An 18247-nucleotide genomic window follows, 5' to 3' on the forward strand; every position below is an offset into this window, starting at 1 on the left:
GGCTATGGTGGAATTGGTGGTGAAGGGGTCGTAAATAGAGAAGGCTGAGCATACATTGATATTGTATTTTGTATACAGATCGGCAGGAGGTGCTGAGGAGTAATGTCAGACTCTCAAAAATGGTTGGAATGGTCGGAACAATATGCTGCGCCTAACTATCATCCGCTCCCGATTGTCATTGAAACAGCCGAGGGGGTTTGGGTTCAAGACCCTGAAGGTCGTCGATACATGGATATGCTAAGTGCATATTCGGCGTTGAACCATGGACATAGGCATCCTGTGATTATTCAGGCGCTGAAGGATCAGGCTGACCGGGTTACGTTGACTTCGCGGGCGTTTCACAGCAGTGCAGCCTCCCTTTTTTATCAGAAACTCTCGCAATTTACTGGCAAAACGAAGATTCTTGCGATGAATACGGGTGCTGAAGCAGTGGAAACGGCAGTTAAGGCTGTGCGCAGATGGGCCTATCGTTGTAAAGGTGTCCCAGAAAATCAAGCTGAAATTATCGTCTGCTCCGGTAACTTCCATGGAAGAACGTTGACAGTCACGTCTTTCTCCTCTTCAACTGCGTACCAAAAGGACTTTGGTCCATTCACTCCCGGATTTCGCATTATTCCTTATGGAGACATCGATGCATTGAGGCAAGCGATCACTCCAAATACTGCGGCGTTTCTGGTGGAGCCGATTCAGGGTGAGGCAGGTATAATCATCCCGCCGGATGGATACCTTGCGGAGGCTTTTGAACTATGTAAGAAAATGCAGGTGTTAACGGTGGCGGATGAGATCCAGACGGGTTTTGGTCGAACGGGACGCCGTTTTGCTTCTGATTGGGAAGGGGCAATACCTGATCTCTGGATCATGGGTAAAGCGCTTGGTGGAGGAATTATGCCGATCTCGGCTGTGGCAGCAGATGCAGAGATCCTTGATTTGTTCGAGCCTGGCTCACATGGCTCCACATTTGGAGGCAATCCGCTTGCTTGTGCGGTGGCTGTTGCGGCGCTGCAGGTATTGGAAGATGAACGACTGGCAGAGCGATCGGAGCGTCTGGGGAATTATTTTATGCAACATCTCAGGGGGATTAGGAGCGCTGCGGTAAAAGAGGTACGAGGAAAAGGGTTGTTTATAGGTGTCGAACTTCAAGTGCCTGCCCGTCCATATTGCGAGCAACTAATGACAGCAGGATTGCTGTGCAAGGAAACGCATGAGACAACGATTCGCTTTGCACCCCCTCTTACCATAACGGAAGATGAAATCAATTGGGCATTAGAAAGAATTAAGGAGGTCTTAAAGGATTAAGGGATGGGAGTCTGGATAGGCGGATGAGAGATCGGTTCTAATTATAACTCATTGCTTTAGAAATAAGCCGCGAAGGGGCTGATCTGTATGGGGAATCATAATACGGAAACTGCAGGCAAGCTGGAAACTGCTATTGAAATGGGGTTAAGTTCTAAGGAGCAGCGCCAGGTGGCTGTTATTAAAGTTCCTTTTGGCCTCGGGGGTGCTCGCGGGGGTGCAGAGTTAGGTCCGGATGAGCTGATTACAGCTGGGCTGAAGCGGGAGATTGCGAGACTCGGATTAGTTCTGACGGAGGAAGTGCGTGTGGAATGTCCGTTGGTAGCTGATGCACCAATTGACCGTAATCGTGCTAAATATTTGCGTGAAGTACGCCAAGTGAGTGAGCGGGTGTGCGCCGAAGTGTCGCGTGTGGTAGCAGGGGGTGTGTTCCCGCTTGTTCTCGGAGGAGACCACAGTGTGGCAATCGGTACTATGGCGGGGTTAACTTCTCATTATTCAAACTTGGGTGTAATCTGGTTCGATGCTCATGCTGACCTGAATACCGAGGAGCGCAGTTTGTCTGGTAACATGCATGGGATGAGTCTGGCTGCGGCACTGGGACATTCGGTGTTTAATTTATCCCATATCCCTGGGGTTGGTCCATTTATTAATCCTTCCAATCTGGTGTACGTCGGGTTGCGGGATATTGATGAGTATGAGAAAGAGCAGATTAGAGCACATGGAATCAAAAGCTTCACAATGCATGATATAGACCGAATGGGAATCCAGTGGGTTGTCGAACAAGCGGTGGCTGTGGCAGGAAAGGGAAGTGACGGGATTCATCTTAGCTTCGATATGGATTGCCTCGATCCTCGTGAAGCACCAGGGGTGGGTACACCGGTCCCGGGAGGGTTGAACTACCGTGAAGCGCATTTTGCACTGGAGTTACTGGCTTCCACGAATCGTATTACCTCTATGGAACTTGTGGAGGTCAATCCGTTATTCGATCATAATAGACACACTGCGAGGTTGGGGGTAGAACTCATTGCGTCGCTGCTGGGGAAACGCATATTGTAATGAGTTACAATGGAGTGGAAAGATCGCATGGTCCTAAGAAGTCTCTTATATAGAAGGAAGAAGTTTTATGAAAAGCCGGAACCGAGTCTCGAACGTGCCTTCCTTGAAGGAGGGAGAGAGGCTTTTCTGGCTTTTTGTTATTCTCTTATAAATGAATTGAGTGTGCCGTGGAAGACAGGGTTAGAAGGTTACAAATATGGTTTTAACTTTTTTCGAAAAAAGTACTTGCATAATTAAACTCTACATGGTATATTCTAATTCCGGCCAAGAAAACACAAGAAACACGGTGCGGTAAGCAAACTGAAAAGCTTCGAAAGAAACTTAAAAAAAGTGCTTGCTAAATTGGTTCGGATGTGATAAGATATAAAAGTTGCTGAAGAGAACAACACTCGGACGCAAACGACGTTTGATCTTTGAAAACTGAACAACGAGTGAGTAAATGATCTTGCTTGCAAGATCAACAATGAGATTTTTAATCTCGTCAGATTCAAAATGAGCTAATCGCTCTTTTCAATACTTTATTGGAGAGTTTGATCCTGGCTCAGGACGAACGCTGGCGGCATGCCTAATACATGCAAGTCGAGCGGACTTGAAGAGAAGCTTGCTTCTCTGATGGTTAGCGGCGGACGGGTGAGTAACACGTAGGCAACCTGCCCTCAAGCTTGGGACAACTACCGGAAACGGTAGCTAATACCGAATACTTGCTTTCTTCGCCTGAAGGAAGCTGGAAAGACGGAGCAATCTGTCACTTGAGGATGGGCCTGCGGCGCATTAGCTAGTTGGTGAGGTAACGGCTCACCAAGGCGACGATGCGTAGCCGACCTGAGAGGGTGATCGGCCACACTGGGACTGAGACACGGCCCAGACTCCTACGGGAGGCAGCAGTAGGGAATCTTCCGCAATGGGCGAAAGCCTGACGGAGCAATGCCGCGTGAGTGATGAAGGTTTTCGGATCGTAAAGCTCTGTTGCCAGGGAAGAACGTCCTTGAGAGTAACTGCTCAAGGAGTGACGGTACCTGAGAAGAAAGCCCCGGCTAACTACGTGCCAGCAGCCGCGGTAATACGTAGGGGGCAAGCGTTGTCCGGAATTATTGGGCGTAAAGCGCGCGCAGGCGGTCATTTAAGTCTGGTGTTTAATCCCGGGGCTCAACCCCGGATCGCACTGGAAACTGGGTGACTTGAGTGCAGAAGAGGAGAGTGGAATTCCACGTGTAGCGGTGAAATGCGTAGAGATGTGGAGGAACACCAGTGGCGAAGGCGACTCTCTGGGCTGTAACTGACGCTGAGGCGCGAAAGCGTGGGGAGCAAACAGGATTAGATACCCTGGTAGTCCACGCCGTAAACGATGAATGCTAGGTGTTAGGGGTTTCGATACCCTTGGTGCCGAAGTTAACACATTAAGCATTCCGCCTGGGGAGTACGGTCGCAAGACTGAAACTCAAAGGAATTGACGGGGACCCGCACAAGCAGTGGAGTATGTGGTTTAATTCGAAGCAACGCGAAGAACCTTACCAGGTCTTGACATCCCTCTGACCGTCCTAGAGATAGGGCTTTCCTTCGGGACAGAGGAGACAGGTGGTGCATGGTTGTCGTCAGCTCGTGTCGTGAGATGTTGGGTTAAGTCCCGCAACGAGCGCAACCCTTGATCTTAGTTGCCAGCACTTCGGGTGGGCACTCTAAGGTGACTGCCGGTGACAAACCGGAGGAAGGTGGGGATGACGTCAAATCATCATGCCCCTTATGACCTGGGCTACACACGTACTACAATGGCCGGTACAACGGGCTGTGAAGCCGCGAGGTGGAACGAATCCTAAAAAGCCGGTCTCAGTTCGGATTGCAGGCTGCAACTCGCCTGCATGAAGTCGGAATTGCTAGTAATCGCGGATCAGCATGCCGCGGTGAATACGTTCCCGGGTCTTGTACACACCGCCCGTCACACCACGAGAGTTTATAACACCCGAAGTCGGTGGGGTAACCGCAAGGAGCCAGCCGCCGAAGGTGGGATAGATGATTGGGGTGAAGTCGTAACAAGGTAGCCGTATCGGAAGGTGCGGCTGGATCACCTCCTTTCTATGGAGAATCGTCTTCTGTAACGAAGACATTCAAATCTAAAATCTAGCCAGGTCGGCTAGTTGCTCACTCGTTGCTCAGTTTTGAGAGCTCAAACTCTCAAAACAGCTTGCTTTTGCATGGAGCTTGTTCTTTGAAAACTAGATATCGAAACGAAAATTGCGAATTAGAACATTCCTTTTAGCTGAACTTGTGTTAAACAAGTTTCAAATAATAGTGATAACTGCATTGCTCCACTGGAGCAATTGGTTAAGCTACTAAGAGCACACGGAGGATGCCTAGGCGCTAGGAGCCGATGAAGGACGTGGCGAACAACGATACTGCCTCGGGGAGCTGTAAGCAAGCTTTGATCCGGGGATGTCCGAATGGGGAAACCCAGCTGGGGTAATATCCAGTTACTCATAACTGAATACATAGGTTATGTAGAGGCATACCAGGGGAACTGAAACATCTAAGTACCTTGAGGAAGAGAAAACAATAGTGATTCCGTCAGTAGCGGCGAGCGAACGCGGAACAGCCCAAACCAGAGAGCTTGCTCTCTGGGGTTGTGGGACGTCTCACATGGAGTTACAAAGGAGCCGGTTAAACGAAGAGGTCTGGAAAGGCCCGCCAAAGAAGGTAAAAGCCCTGTAATTGAAAGTCTGCTCTCTCCGAGACGGATCCCGAGTAGTGCGGGGCACGTGAAACCCCGTATGAATCCGGCAGGACCATCTGCCAAGGCTAAATACTTCCTAGCGACCGATAGTGAAGCAGTACCGTGAGGGAAAGGTGAAAAGCACCCCGGAAGGGGAGTGAAATAGAACCTGAAACCGTGTGCTTACAAGAAGTCAGAGCCCATTTTAGGGGTGATGGCGTGCCTTTTGTAGAATGAACCGGCGAGTTACGTTCCCGTGCAAGGTTAAGGTGAAGAGCCGGAGCCGCAGCGAAAGCGAGTCTGAATAGGGCGAGTTAGTACGTGGACGTAGACCCGAAACCGGGTGATCTACCCCTGTCCAGGGTGAAGGTGCGGTAACACGCACTGGAGGCCCGAACCCACGCACGTTGAAAAGTGCGGGGATGAGGTGGGGGTAGCGGAGAAATTCCAATCGAACTCGGAGATAGCTGGTTCTCCCCGAAATAGCTTTAGGGCTAGCCTCGGAAAACAGAGTCGTGGAGGTAGAGCACTGATTGGGTGCGGGGCCCGCAAGGGTTACCAAGCTCAGTCAAACTCCGAATGCCATAGACTTACTTCCGGGAGTCAGACAGTGAGTGCTAAGATCCATTGTCAAAAGGGAAACAGCCCAGACCATCAGCTAAGGTCCCCAAGTGTGTGTTAAGTGGGAAAGGATGTGGAGTTGCACAGACAACCAGGATGTTGGCTTAGAAGCAGCCACCATTGAAAGAGTGCGTAATAGCTCACTGGTCGAGTGACTCTGCGCCGAAAATGTAACGGGGCTAAACACACCACCGAAGCTATGGCTTGATGCTTTGCATCAGGGGTAGGGGAGCGTTGTATAAGGGTTGAAGGTGTACCGTAAGGAGCGCTGGACATTATACAAGTGAGAATGCCGGTATGAGTAACGAAAAGATCAGTGAGAATCTGATCCGCCGAAAGCCTAAGGGTTCCTGAGGAAGGCTCGTCCGCTCAGGGTAAGTCGGGACCTAAGGCGAGGCCGAAAGGCGTAGTCGAAGGACAACAGGTCGAAATTCCTGTACCACCGTAAATCGTTACGAGCGATGGGGGGACGCAGTAGGGTAGTGACGCAGACGGATGGATGTCTGTCCAAGCAGTAAGGCTGATGTGTAGGCAAATCCGCACATCTAAGGCTGAGCTGTGATGGGGAGTGAAAATTACAGTAGCGAAGGTCATGATCTCACACTGCCAAGAAAAGCCTCTAGCCAGATGAAGGTGCCCGTACCGCAAACCGACACAGGTAGGCGAGAAGAGAATTCTAAGGCGCGCGGAAGAACTCTCGTTAAGGAACTCGGCAAAATGACCCCGTAACTTCGGGAGAAGGGGTGCCCCGGTAGTGTGAATAGCACGAGGGGGCCGCAGTGAAAAGGCCCAAGCGACTGTTTAGCAAAAACACAGGTCTGTGCGAAGCCGTAAGGCGAAGTATACGGGCTGACGCCTGCCCGGTGCTGGAAGGTTAAGGGGAGCGGTTAGGGAGTAATCCCGAAGCTGTGAACCGAAGCCCCAGTAAACGGCGGCCGTAACTATAACGGTCCTAAGGTAGCGAAATTCCTTGTCAGGTAAATTCTGACCCGCACGAATGGCGTAACGACTTGGGCGCTGTCTCAACGAGAGATCCGGTGAAATTTTAATACCTGTGAAGATGCAGGTTACCCGCGACAAGACGGAAAGACCCCATGGAGCTTTACTGCAGCTTGATATTGAATTTGGGTACGATCTGTACAGGATAGGTGGGAGCCTTTGAAGCATGAGCGCCAGCTTGTGTGGAGGCACCGTTGGGATACCACCCTGATCGTATCTAGGTTCTAACCTGGTGCCCTTAGCGGGTACGGGGACAGTGTCAGGTGGGCAGTTTGACTGGGGCGGTCGCCTCCTAAAGAGTAACGGAGGCGCCCAAAGGTTCCCTCAGAATGGTTGGAAATCATTCGAAGAGTGCAAAGGCATAAGGGAGCTTGACTGCGAGACCTACAAGTCGAGCAGGGACGAAAGTCGGGCTTAGTGATCCGGTGGTACCGCATGGAAGGGCCATCGCTCAACGGATAAAAGCTACCCTGGGGATAACAGGCTTATCTCCCCCAAGAGTCCACATCGACGGGGAGGTTTGGCACCTCGATGTCGGCTCATCGCATCCTGGGGCTGAAGTAGGTCCCAAGGGTTGGGCTGTTCGCCCATTAAAGCGGTACGCGAGCTGGGTTCAGAACGTCGTGAGACAGTTCGGTCCCTATCTGTCGTGGGCGTAGGAAATTTGAGAGGAGCTGTCCTTAGTACGAGAGGACCGGGATGGACGTACCGCTGGTGTACCAGTTGTTCCGCCAGGAGCACCGCTGGGTAGCTATGTACGGACGGGATAAGCGCTGAAAGCATCTAAGCGTGAAGCCCCCCTCAAGATGAGATTTCCCAGTATGTAAGACCCCTTGAAGACGACGAGGTAGATAGGCTGGGGGTGGAAGTGCAGTAATGCATGGAGCTGACCAGTACTAATCGGTCGAGGGCTTATCCAAATTGCAGGTTTTAGTCGCAAGTTTCGTTTCGGATCTAGTTTTCAGAGAATAATCTCTGAAATGAAAATCGGTACATCACTCCAATGTGTGTATGATTTTCAGTTCCACAAAATGCATTTGTTACACAAATGCTCGTTTGGTGGCGATAGCGGAGGGGTTCCACACGTACCCATCCCGAACACGACCGTTAAGCCCTCTAGCGCCGATGGTACTTGGACCGAAGGGTCCTGGGAGAGTAGGACGCTGCCAAGCGATTCCCTTTGGGGTATTTTTTTTGCCCCCCTCGTAGAGAAAAAGGGATTTATATACGGGCCCTTAGCTCAGTTGGTTAGAGCGCACCTCTGATAAGGGTGAGGTCGGTGGTTCGAGTCCACCAGGGCCCACCATAATGATTCACCAGATAAACGTGGGGCCATAGCTCAGCTGGGAGAGCGCCTGCCTTGCAAGCAGGAGGTCAGCGGTTCGATCCCGCTTGGCTCCACCATTCCCTGATAGCTCAGTTGGTAGAGCACTCGACTGTTAATCGAGTTGTCACAGGTTCGAGTCCTGTTCGGGGAGCCATATGGAGAGGTGTCCGAGTTGGCCGAAGGAGCACGATTGGAAATCGTGTAGGCGCCACAAGCGTCTCGAGGGTTCGAATCCCTCTCTCTCCGCCAGAAGATTTTTTAGTGAGGCCCGTTGGTCAAGGGGTTAAGACACCTCCCTTTCACGGAGGTAACAGGGGTTCGAATCCCCTACGGGTCATAGATATGGAGGCTTAGCTCAGCTGGGAGAGCATCTGCCTTACAAGCAGAGGGTCGGGGGTTCGAGCCCCTCAGCCTCCACCATATAACTTTTATAACGACGCGGGGTGGAGCAGCCCGGTAGCTCGTCGGGCTCATAACCCGAAGGCCGCAGGTTCAAATCCTGCCCCCGCAATTATACTTTCCTAAGAGAAAGTGATCTGGAACCGTGGTGTAGTTGGCCTAACATGCCTGCCTGTCACGCAGGAGATCGCGGGTTCGAATCCCGTCGGTTCCGCCATTTTAATCAATTCCACACTTTACACCGTGCCGGTGTAGCTCAACTGGTAGAGCAACTGACTTGTAATCAGTAGGTTGGGGGTTCAAGTCCTCTCGCCGGCACCATTTATTACTTTCACATCTTAATCTATAGTAGAATGTATATTATAGACAAGGATGGGAATACTGAGATACTCTCAGGTTGAATTATGGCGATCGTGGCGAAGTGGTTAACGCACCGGTTTGTGGATCCGGCATTCGGGGGTTCAATTCCCCTCGATCGCCCCATGATTTTATTGGGGATTAGCCAAGCGGTAAGGCAACGGACTTTGACTCCGTCATGCATAGGTTCAAATCCTATATCCCCAGCCATTTTATTATGAGTCATTAGCTCAGTTGGTAGAGCACCTGACTTTTAATCAGGGTGTCGAAGGTTCGAGCCCTTCATGACTCACCATTTATATTTTGCGGTCGTGGCGGAATTGGCAGACGCGCACGGTTCAGGTCCGTGTGGGCTAACCCCCCGTGGAGGTTCGAGTCCTCTCGACCGCACCATATATTTTGCGGACGTGGCTCAGCGGTAGAGCATCGCCTTGCCAAGGCGAGGGTCGCGGGTTCGATTCCCGTCGTCCGCTCCAATAATATATGCGCCCTTAGCTCAGCTGGATAGAGCGTTTGACTACGAATCAAAAGGCCGGGAGTTCGAATCTCTCAGGGCGCGCCATTATTTCCATTAATATCGGGATGTAGCTCAGCTTGGTAGAGCACCTGGTTTGGGACCAGGGGGTCGCATGTTCAAATCGTGTCATCCCGATTTTTTATGATTATGCGGGTGTAGTTCAATGGTAGAACTTTAGCCTTCCAAGCTAATAGCGTGGGTTCGATTCCCATCACCCGCTTACAGTAAGCCTCTTGCCTTGTGCAGGAGGTTTTTTTATTTATTTATTTATTTATTTATAATCTCATGTGCACTTCATCTTATATGAACAGCTCAGACTTTAGTAATTTGCTCTTCCCAGATGAATTTGTTTAAATGGATAGATTAAGGAATATCCTGGATGATTGATGATTCAGATCTAAAGAGGAGGAATCGTGTGAAAAGGGCACTTGTTATTGGAGGACATGGAACGTTAGGAAAGGCGATTGTTGCCAAGTTGAATGAGCTGTCTGTAGAAGTGGTTACAGCAGGCAGAAGCTCAGGTGATTATCAGGTCGATATAACTTCAACGGACAGCATTAAGGCTCTTTTTGATACTGTGCAAAATATTGATTACGTCATTGTCGCTGCTGGGCAGACACATTATGCCAAACTGGAAGAGCTGACCCCTGAGAACAACATGATCAGTGTACAGAGTAAATTGCTGGGTCAGGTCAATATCGTGTTGATTGGTCAACACTATGTCAATAACAATGGGAGTTTCACGCTGGTTAGTGGTATTATCAAGGACCATCCTATTGCACAAGGTGCTTCAAGTGCTATGGCCAACGGGGCAATTGATGCGTTTGCCAAAGCGGCAGCCTACGAATTGCCAAGAGGTATTCGTTTGAATTCGGTCAGCCCTAATTTGTTTGAAGAGTCGGCTGAGAAATATAGAGACTTTTTCATTGGTTTTAACCCGGTACCTGTGGAACGAGTGGCTAATACGTTTATTCAAAGTGCGCTGGGCATCGAAACGGCACAAACCTTTAAAGTATATTAAATATTCAGAGTAGGCTGATCAATTGATCGTTGAATCGTCAGAAAGTTTACTGCGGGCTACATGCAGATGATCTCCATAAAACTAAGCTTGCTTGAATTAGGATGATATAACTCAGGATACGCCCAAAGTAAAAATAACAAAGGACATTAACAGGATAAACCTGCTAATGTCCTTTTGATTATATTTATGCTCTGCAATTCCAGGCGATTAGTATCTTTCCAAAATCGTTTGAGTCTTCAAGCCATCGGCAGGTATAAGCCAGTTGTTGCTTTCCAACACTTGCAGCAGCTCGGTACGCAGGCCGGATACGGCTGCATCATCTTCGGTTTTGAAAGAAACCTCTACAAGATTCTCGAAACCTGTCCCATCTGCGTTACGAATAGGCCATACTTCAAACGTCAGCTCTTGTCCATTCCATGTTCCTTCATAGCGTTGGAACGTTACAGGGCCGTGAGCACGGGATTGTGAGAGCGTTTGTTTACCCCAGTTGGAAGAGGACCAGTTTTTCAGTTTGCCTGGCAGCTTGTCCAGCAGCATATCGAGCGCATCCTTCTCGGAAGGAAGCTGAACGCCTGTAGCTTTGGTATCCACCTTTTTGGTATTGGAGAAGCTCAGCGTTTGTTTGCCATAACCCCAATCGATCTCAGCCTCATAGTTATCATCTGATGCATCAAATCCCTCTTGATTAGCCAAGGTCAGTGCAGCGTTAATGTCACCGTTAATTACGGGATAGCGCTTTTTGTAGGTCAATTCATAGTTGTTTTTGTCATCCTTCTTCCGGAAACGGACATCCCATCCTGCTTGGTTCAGATTCAGAGCATTGGTGTCAAAATACTCAGCGCTGATGTTTCTCGGTGTAGAATCCAGGGACAACGTCTGAATAACTTCACTGCGAGGCGTTCCATCAGAGTTCAATACCAGCTCCGGTTTAGCCAGAAACTTTACTTCGTAGGCAGGTACGGCATTGGCCGCCGCTGAAGCCTGTGGTGCCTGGAACGCCAGACTACTCCCCAATGTGACAATACTCAGCATCAATGAGGTTGTTACCTTTTTCCACTTTTTCAAAACCAATCACTCCCTAAGCTGGATTAATGTACAGACCCACTTTAGCGCCCGAGTATATGAAAGTGATTAACGTTGGACGAGCATTGCGTTAACCCTGCATAGATTTGATGAATGGCGAATGAGAGTTTTTATGGGATCACGCCAAGAAATGAAGGAGAGCCCGTGACTCCTTCTTGAAGAACTTCCTTGAACCGATTCATTTGAACCGAAGGATGTCGATCCTTATTATGTACCGTGTATATATGCCTAGGTGCTTGTTCCCCGGGAATGGGCAGGACTTGAATCAAGCCATGCTGCTCCTCCCACTGGACGGCCATGCGCGACATGAATGAAATATGACCTCCGAGCAGAACCAGCTGCTTGATTGCCTCGAGTGAGTCCATCTCTACCGTACTGCGAAGCCGCACAGCATGTTGTTCCAGCCATTGGTTGGTCAAACGGCGAGTGCTTGATTCGTTCCCATGCAGGGCGAAAGGAATCTGAGAGATATGGTCGGGCTCCAGCACTTCTCTACTAGCCAGAGCATGCTGAGGAGCACAAATTAATACCAGATCATCTGCGCATAGCGGATCGGCTTGAAGAATCGGACCAACAAACGGTTCGGAAGAGATTACTCCCAGATCAATCTGGTGCCGCATTAACATCTCGCGAATAACAGGCGATGGTTTGACCGATAACACAATGCGAATACCGGGAAACTCCTGTGAGAATGTATTTAGCATCGGAGGCAGCAGATAGGTTGCAGGTACATAACTCGCCCCAATGTGAAGCGTGCCCCGGTAGAGGCTGTCGTATTCTTTGACTACCCGGCGCGCCTCCTGGGTCAGGGCATTAATTTTAACGGAATAATGAAGGAGGGCCTGTCCAGCCTCCGTTAGGAACGTCTTCCCGCTGCGCGACTCAAATAATCGCACTCCCATCTCTTCCTCCAGTGATTTCATATGAAAAGTAACCGTGGGCTGCTTGATACCCAGTATCTCTGCGACGCTGGTCATGTGATGATGCTTGTCAATCAGCTCTACAATTTGCAGTTTAATCAGATTCAACGAACTCACACTCCTCTCCCTTATCCAGGGCCTCCATAATATAAGATGATTTAATGCTTGTTTTCATAAAGACGCAGAGTACAGGACCAATCTGAAAAAAGCGAAGCTAAAAGCTTTCTGAAAGAAAGCTACTCGGAAGCATACGCTTCGCCTTTATCCCCTGATGTCTCCCTTAGAAAAAAGAATCTAGGAAATCCGGGGATAACAGCAATCAGAAGATGGTGGTGTAATCGAAGTAACCAAATGAAAAATGAATTTGAATCACCTTATATAGATTTAATCTATGAACATCAACAGAATTCATCTAAAAAGTTAATTTCATTTTTACATTCCTAACATACAACTCGCGAGAGCGGGAGTTAGACTGAGTACAGTACAAGAAGACAGGCAGGGATGCTTATGAAAATGGAGATTTCAGGAGTTCAAAAATCATTCAATCGCACGCCTGCACTATTGCCCACGGATCTAACGCTTCAGCACGGTCAGTTTACAACGCTGCTTGGTCCGTCAGGCTGCGGCAAAACCACTTTGCTGCGGATGCTTGCCGGACTGGAACAGCCGGATGCGGGAGAGATTGTTGCGGGTGATCAGTGCATCTTCTCAGCTGCCAAGCGGATTGATGTACCCACCCATAAGCGTAATCTGGGCATGGTGTTTCAGGATTTTGCATTATGGCCGCATATGACGGTATATGAAAATGTTGCATTTGGCTTGAGGGCCGGAAAGCAGAAAGCAAATTTACGGCAGAAGGTAACCGAAGCACTTGGCATGGTTCGCCTGCAAGGCATGGAAGAGCGTTATCCTCATCAGCTGTCCGGTGGACAGCAGCAGCGGGTTGCTTTTGCCAGAGCGGTAGCCGTAAGACCTGGTGTAATTCTGTTCGATGAACCACTTAGTGCACTTGATGCTGTACTGCGAGAAGAAATGCGGATTGAGATGATGTCTCTCGTTCGGGATATGGGGCTAACCGCACTATATGTCACTCACGATCAGGTTGAGGCGATGTCGATGTCAGATGAGATTGTGGTCATGGAGAAGGGGCGGATATTACAAAAAGGTAGTCCCGAGACGATCTACTCATCGCCAAGCGATCCTTTTGTTGCTTCATTTATCGGCAAATCCAACTGGTTGACACCGAATCAGTCCATGGTACGGCCGGAACATGTGACCTGGAACAGGACAAGTCATGACGACCTGCGTTATCAGGCCACGGTAATGAGTGTCAGCTATGTAGGGGAGCGTTATGAGATACGGGTTCAAATGGAAGGGCTAGGTGTATGGACGACTTACCTGGATCGAAGGGTCCGCGTAGGTGAGCAGGTTCAGCTGTATATCTCGCCGGAGCGTATCTGCCGTATGAACGGGCAGGATAGCATGGATGCGAAGCGGGAAGTTATAGCTGCAGCAAACTAGATGCTTGAATGAGGAAATGAGAAGAAATGTTAAGTTTACTCGAAAAAACATATAACCAAGGGAGATGGAATGTGATGTTGGGAATGAAAACACGGAAAAAAAGCGCAATGCTGCTGTTAACAGCGGTGATGAGCATTAGCTTGTTCGGATGCAGTACGAACTCAACCGCTGGAAATGCAGGACAATCTGCGGGAGAAGGCAGTGCCGCAGCAGCACAACCAACCGAAACAGCAGGCGGCAAACTGGTGCTCTATAGTGCAGGGCCACAAAAGCTGGCAGATAATATCGTGAGCGGGTTTACAGCCAAAACAGGAATTGAAGTAGAGATGTTCCAGGGGACAACCGGTAAAATTCTTGCCCGTATGGAGGCAGAGAAATCAAACCCTGTGGCCGATGTAGTTATTCTTGCCTCTTTGCCTTCAGCACAGGCACTCAAGGCTGACGGTTTGACCCTCCCATACCCTGAAGCAGCCAATGCCGACAAGCTGAACAAGGACTGGTCAGATGTAGAAGGTAACTATTTCAGTTCAAGTGCTTCGGCACTCGGAATTGTGTACAACACCAAGCTGGTGTCTGCGCCTCCGACAAGCTGGGCTGAACTCGCTACACCAGCATGGAAAGACGCTGTAAATATCCCCGACCCAACGTTGTCTGGCTCTGCACTGGACTTCATTACAGGGTACCTGAGTGTGAACGGTGACCAAGGGTGGGATCTGCTGGACAGCTACAAAGCGAACGGTGTGGCCATGGCGGGTGCGAACCAGGAAGCTCTTGATCCGGTAATTACGGGAGCTAAAAGCATCGTTGCAGCAGGTGTTGATTACATGGCATATTCCTCCAAGGATAAAGGCGAACCCCTGGATATCGTATATCCAGAAGAAGGGACTGTAATCAGCCCACGACCGGCTGCCATTCTGAAATCGAGCCCGAATGTAGAAAACGCCAAGGCGTTTATCGACTATCTGTTGTCCGATGAAGCACAGAAGCTGGTTGCTGATGCGTACCTGATTCCGGGCCGTGAAGATATTGAAGCGACCAATCGGGCCAATCTGAAAGATATCCCGCAGCTGAAAGTGGACTGGAACTGGATGAGTGAACACGGTGATGAGACAGCGGCTCGTTTCTCCGAGATTTTCAAATAAGACTGCTGAAACAAACTGAAGAACATTCGGCAACACGTGTGACGGGTGTTTTGGTGGAAGTCATGTGAGGTGAAATCAGTGAAACCTGTTGTACTGGACAACAACCGTATTTTTCGGAGAGTGGGCGTGATTCTGGCCCTCTTTCTGCTGACTATAAGTATTGGCGTACCCTTGCTGCTGATTTTCTGGCAGAGCGTGTATCCGGATGGACAATGGGACTGGATGGCTCCGATCCGGACGATTACTGGTCATCATTTGTCTGCTGTGCTGCTTAATTCTGTCTGGCTCGGCATCTGTGTTGTTGCCGTCACCACCTTGCTGGCCCTGCCGCTTGCCTGGATGATGGCCAAGACCCGAATGGGCCAGCACCGCTGGGTGGATGTGATCCTGATGATTCCGTTCATGACACCACCGTATATCGGCTCCATGGGCTGGATATTATTTATGCAAAAAGGAGGATACCTGCAGCAGTGGATGCCATCAGCTGAGAAATGGAGCGAGCTCTTCTTCAGTTTCTGGGGCATGGTGCTGATTATGAGCTTGCATCTATTCCCGTTCCTATATTTGCTGCTGCGGGATGCGTTGATTCGCATCGGCGGCAATCTGGAAGAGGCAGGGTCAGTGCATGGTGCAACAGCAGGATACCGGTTTAGACGCATTATATTACCCTTGCTGTTATCTTCATACGGGATGGGGATTATGCTTGTTTTCGTTAAAACGATTGCGGAATTTGGAACTCCAGCCACCTTCGGCCGCCGCATCGGATACTATGTCATGACCTCGGAGATCCACAAATATATCTCCAGTTGGCCGATTGACTTCGGTAAGGCCACCTCACTGGCATCGGTCTTGTTATCCGTATGTCTCGTAATGTGGTACATGCAGTCTGCCATGAGTCGTAAATTCACGTACCGTCTGGTGGGGGGCAAAGGACAGCGGTCCAAACGGTATTCCCTTCGCGGGGGAGCTGGCTGGCTATGCGGTCTGTATCTCGCGGTACTTCTCATTCTTTCTGTGGGGATTCCGTACTTCTCCATTATTGCGGCGTCGACGATGAAGCTGCGGGGGGCCGGATTGTCTCTGGACAATGTAACACTGGATCACTATCGGGATCTGCTCTCCTGGGGCTCGGTTAGCATGAAAGCCATCGGAAATAGCCTGGGATTATCCCTCGCCGCTTCCACCGTTGCGGTTGTGATTGGTACAGGTTTTGCGCTGGCGATTGGCAAGTCATCCTCATTCATGCAGCGTATCATTGATCTGTTCAGCCTACTTCCCAACACCGTACCGGGCATTGTCATGGTTGTGGGTTTGATCCTGTTCTGGAATTCACCTTGGATGCCTGTCACCCTTTATAACACGTACGGGATGGTGGTTCTGACGTATGTCGTACTGTTTTTGCCTTATACGGTACAGTATGTGAAATCGAGCTTTACCCAGATCGATGGTACTTTGTTTCAGGCAGGTGAGGTGTTTGGCGGAAAGCCGCTGTATATCCTGCGGCGCATTCTTGTGCCGCTCATCATTCCCGGCATGCTGGCCGGTTGGATGATGACATTCACCATTGCAACACGCGAGCTCGTAGGCTCATTGTTGATTCTCCCGCCGTCCATGCAGACATCGGCAACGTATATCTTTGCACAGTTTGAGCAAGGTCAGGTCTCGCTCGGAATGGCCATGGCTGTTGTAACGGTTGGCATGACCGTACTGATGCTGCTCGGCATTGAACTACTGAATTCAAAGAGAAAGTGGAATGCATCATGATCAAACTGAACGTATGGGGCGGAGCAGGCGAGCATGGCCGCTCCGCCTATCTCTTGAGCGGAGACAGGACTCGCATTTTAATGGATTGTGGCGTGAAAAAAGAAGGAGCGGGAGCGTACCCGCTTATCCAGCCTGAACTTGTATCAACGCTGGATGCTGTTCTGCTGTCCCACGCGCATGAGGATCATTCCGTTGCTATTCCTTTATTATACAAGATGGGCTATCAGGGTGAGGTATGGACGACGCGTGAGACAAGGGAGCAGTTGGACACCTATTTCCGGGCGTGGCGCAGCAATCTGGAGCGTGCAGGACATGATCTTCCCTATGGGGAAGCAGACGTGGAGTCCATACGTTACAGGTATCTGGAGGATCAGGCGAAGCCCGGGATCTGGTTCGAGATGATTCCTGGTCTGCACGTGTTATGGGGACGCAGTGGCCACCTTGCCGGATCGGTATGGTTTGCACTTGAGATGGAGGGTAAACGGATCTTCTACTCCGGAGACTATACATCCGAGTCCATGCTTTTACAGGAAGATTGTGCGGCAGAGGCGCTGAGATTGGCAAGCCTGTTCCGGGGCAGGGAGCACAAAAGCAGCCGTATGAATAATTCGCGATTGACTCAAGGCTTGGCTGTTAGTGATGGCATACCATTTGCTGGAGAACCGCGGGTAGAACTAGCGATAGCAACTGAGAATCCTGGAATTTCCGAGATATCCTTGACTCCTTCGTTAACAAAGAGCAACTTGAATCAACCGATGGATCTGGCGATTGTGGATGCTGCGTATGGAACCGACCGGGAAACGCAGGCAGAAAAATTGGAACAGCTGGACCGTGCCATTCGCCAGACCATTGCTCGTGGAGGGAAAGTGCTGCTGCCCATGCCCTCGGTAGGCCGTGGTCAAGAGATCATACTGTGGGCACATGAGCAGTTCCCTGGCGTTCCGATGATCGTCGAGCAGGGGCTACTAGATGGCATGAAGCAGCTGCTGCGTGCCCCATATTGGCTGAGAGAACAGGGGAAACATATTGAGGGTTCGCTAAATGGCGTCATTGAACGATTTTTAACGGGACAATCCTGGCACCTGCCCAAAGGTCAGGAGGATCGGGAGCGACTGCTGAATCAATATGGTGCTTCCCTATGGTTTATTCCCGACGGCATGATGCAATCTTCGCTTGCCCGTTGGTACTATAGCCAATTGGCGGAGAATGGTGAGAACCTGATCCTGCTCACCGGGCATGCGGCTGTTGGTACCTTTGCACAGCAGCTAGCACAGAATCCAGCGGAGCATGGGGTCTGTGAGGTGCAGAAGATTCGTTATAAAGTGCATCAGGGCTGGCTGGATGTCGAGAGAATGCTGCATCGGGTGCCTGCTCGGCATACCTTGCTTGTGCATGCAGATAAAGCCGAGACGGACAGACTGAGAGAGGGCTTGCTCAAAAATAGCCCATCACCGGAAGCAGAGTTACATTCATTGTCTCCGGGGGATGAGCTATATGTCTAAACATAAAATTAGATGAGA

9 protein-coding genes, 17 tRNA genes and 3 rRNA genes are annotated in these 18247 nt (G+C 50.0%); 27 read left to right on the forward strand and 2 right to left on the reverse strand.

All coding sequences use genetic code 11. From position 1 onward, the window contains the following. The first annotated feature begins 102 nt into the window (after positions 1–102). From MHB82_RS01595 to MHB82_RS01705, 23 genes are all read left to right on the forward strand, one after another. Positions 103–1296 (forward strand): ornithine--oxo-acid transaminase, encoded by a 1194-nt coding sequence (locus MHB82_RS01595; RefSeq protein WP_341173652.1) that lies wholly within the window; start codon positions 103–105, stop codon positions 1294–1296. 87 nt (positions 1297–1383) lie between these two features. Next, a complete protein-coding gene (gene rocF, locus MHB82_RS01600; RefSeq protein WP_341173653.1) occupies positions 1384–2352 on the forward strand; it encodes an arginase in 969 nt (322 codons plus the stop codon). Positions 2353–2870: 518 nt separating this feature from the next. Further along, positions 2871–4422 (forward strand): 16S ribosomal RNA (locus tag MHB82_RS01605). A 247-nt stretch (positions 4423–4669) separates the two neighbouring features. Beyond that, a 23S ribosomal RNA gene (locus MHB82_RS01610) occupies positions 4670–7596 on the forward strand. 135 nt (positions 7597–7731) lie between these two features. Beyond that, a 5S ribosomal RNA gene (rrf, locus tag MHB82_RS01615) occupies positions 7732–7848 on the forward strand. Together the 16S, 23S and 5S rRNA genes with 17 tRNA genes alongside form the textbook arrangement of a ribosomal RNA operon. Before the next feature lie 57 nt (positions 7849–7905). Beyond that, positions 7906–7982, forward strand: a tRNA-Ile gene (locus MHB82_RS01620). Between the two features lie 22 nt (positions 7983–8004). Next, positions 8005–8080 (forward strand) — tRNA-Ala (locus MHB82_RS01625). Position 8081: 1 nt separating this feature from the next. Then, a tRNA-Asn gene (locus tag MHB82_RS01630) sits at positions 8082–8157 on the forward strand. Positions 8158–8160: 3 nt separating this feature from the next. Beyond that, positions 8161–8252, forward strand: a tRNA-Ser gene (locus tag MHB82_RS01635). 16 nt (positions 8253–8268) lie between these two features. Next, positions 8269–8340: transfer RNA gene (locus MHB82_RS01640), tRNA-Glu, on the forward strand. Between the two features lie 7 nt (positions 8341–8347). Beyond that, positions 8348–8423: transfer RNA gene (locus MHB82_RS01645), tRNA-Val, on the forward strand. A 17-nt stretch (positions 8424–8440) separates the two neighbouring features. Further along, positions 8441–8514: transfer RNA gene (locus MHB82_RS01650), tRNA-Met, on the forward strand. A gap of 27 nt (positions 8515–8541) precedes the next feature. Further along, positions 8542–8619: transfer RNA gene (locus MHB82_RS01655), tRNA-Asp, on the forward strand. A gap of 28 nt (positions 8620–8647) precedes the next feature. Continuing rightward, positions 8648–8723: transfer RNA gene (locus MHB82_RS01660), tRNA-Thr, on the forward strand. An 86-nt stretch (positions 8724–8809) separates the two neighbouring features. Then, positions 8810–8885, forward strand: a tRNA-His gene (locus MHB82_RS01665). 9 nt (positions 8886–8894) lie between these two features. Further along, positions 8895–8969: transfer RNA gene (locus MHB82_RS01670), tRNA-Gln, on the forward strand. A 9-nt stretch (positions 8970–8978) separates the two neighbouring features. Continuing rightward, positions 8979–9054: transfer RNA gene (locus tag MHB82_RS01675), tRNA-Lys, on the forward strand. Positions 9055–9064: 10 nt separating this feature from the next. Then, positions 9065–9152 (forward strand) — tRNA-Leu (locus MHB82_RS01680). An 8-nt stretch (positions 9153–9160) separates the two neighbouring features. Beyond that, positions 9161–9235 (forward strand) — tRNA-Gly (locus MHB82_RS01685). Positions 9236–9244: 9 nt separating this feature from the next. Further along, positions 9245–9321 (forward strand) — tRNA-Arg (locus MHB82_RS01690). A gap of 16 nt (positions 9322–9337) precedes the next feature. Beyond that, positions 9338–9411 (forward strand) — tRNA-Pro (locus tag MHB82_RS01695). A gap of 14 nt (positions 9412–9425) precedes the next feature. Then, positions 9426–9496, forward strand: a tRNA-Gly gene (locus tag MHB82_RS01700). Between the two features lie 159 nt (positions 9497–9655). Further along, positions 9656–10297, forward strand: a complete 642-nt coding sequence (locus MHB82_RS01705) for a short chain dehydrogenase (protein WP_341173654.1) — start codon at positions 9656–9658, stop codon at positions 10295–10297. A gap of 207 nt (positions 10298–10504) precedes the next feature. On the opposite strand, the gene MHB82_RS01710 is transcribed toward MHB82_RS01705, so the two are convergent. Together MHB82_RS01710 and MHB82_RS01715 are read right to left on the reverse strand one after the other, a co-directional pair. After that, positions 10505–11362, reverse strand: a complete 858-nt coding sequence (locus MHB82_RS01710; protein WP_095361658.1) for a CYTH domain-containing protein — start codon at positions 11360–11362, stop codon at positions 10505–10507. 128 nt (positions 11363–11490) lie between these two features. After that, positions 11491–12408 (reverse strand): LysR family transcriptional regulator, encoded by a 918-nt coding sequence (locus MHB82_RS01715; protein WP_341173655.1) that lies wholly within the window; start codon positions 12406–12408, stop codon positions 11491–11493. Between the two features lie 399 nt (positions 12409–12807). Here MHB82_RS01715 and MHB82_RS01720 point away from each other — a divergent pair, with 399 nt between their 5' ends. From MHB82_RS01720 to MHB82_RS01735, 4 genes are all read left to right on the forward strand, one after another. Next, positions 12808–13821 carry an ABC transporter ATP-binding protein gene (locus MHB82_RS01720; RefSeq protein ID WP_341176567.1) on the forward strand — a complete coding sequence of 338 codons (1014 nt, stop codon included), beginning with the start codon at positions 12808–12810 and terminating at the stop codon, positions 13819–13821. Positions 13822–13895: 74 nt separating this feature from the next. Next, positions 13896–14963: an ABC transporter substrate-binding protein gene (locus MHB82_RS01725; protein WP_341173656.1), complete on the forward strand. Its 1068-nt coding sequence runs from the start codon at positions 13896–13898 to the stop codon at positions 14961–14963. A gap of 78 nt (positions 14964–15041) precedes the next feature. Continuing rightward, on the forward strand, positions 15042–16727 hold the full coding sequence (locus MHB82_RS01730) for an ABC transporter permease (RefSeq protein ID WP_341176568.1): 1686 nt from the start codon (positions 15042–15044) through the stop codon (positions 16725–16727). After that, entirely contained in the window at positions 16724–18229 is a 1506-nt protein-coding gene (locus MHB82_RS01735; RefSeq protein WP_341173657.1) for an MBL fold metallo-hydrolase, read from the forward strand. The genes MHB82_RS01730 and MHB82_RS01735 overlap by 4 nt, the downstream gene beginning before the upstream one ends. Positions 18230–18247 lie beyond the last annotated feature (18 nt).

The organism is Paenibacillus sp. FSL K6-2862 (genome assembly GCF_038005125.1).
Classification (GTDB): Bacteria; Bacillota; Bacilli; order Paenibacillales; family Paenibacillaceae; genus Paenibacillus; species Paenibacillus illinoisensis_A.

What these genes read in the sequence shown, in the direction of transcription:
- MHB82_RS01595 (WP_341173652.1), top strand. Translation starts at nt 103, where the DNA reads ATGTCAGACTCTCAAAAATGGTTGGAATGGTCGGAACAATATGCTGCG.
- rocF (WP_341173653.1), top strand. Translation starts at nt 1,384, where the DNA reads ATGGGGAATCATAATACGGAAACTGCAGGCAAGCTGGAAACTGCTATT.
- MHB82_RS01705 (WP_341173654.1), top strand. Translation starts at nt 9,656, where the DNA reads ATGATTGATGATTCAGATCTAAAGAGGAGGAATCGTGTGAAAAGGGCA.
- MHB82_RS01720 (WP_341176567.1), top strand. Translation starts at nt 12,808, where the DNA reads ATGAAAATGGAGATTTCAGGAGTTCAAAAATCATTCAATCGCACGCCT.
- MHB82_RS01725 (WP_341173656.1), top strand. Translation starts at nt 13,896, where the DNA reads ATGTTGGGAATGAAAACACGGAAAAAAAGCGCAATGCTGCTGTTAACA.
- MHB82_RS01735 (WP_341173657.1), top strand. Translation starts at nt 16,724, where the DNA reads ATGATCAAACTGAACGTATGGGGCGGAGCAGGCGAGCATGGCCGCTCC.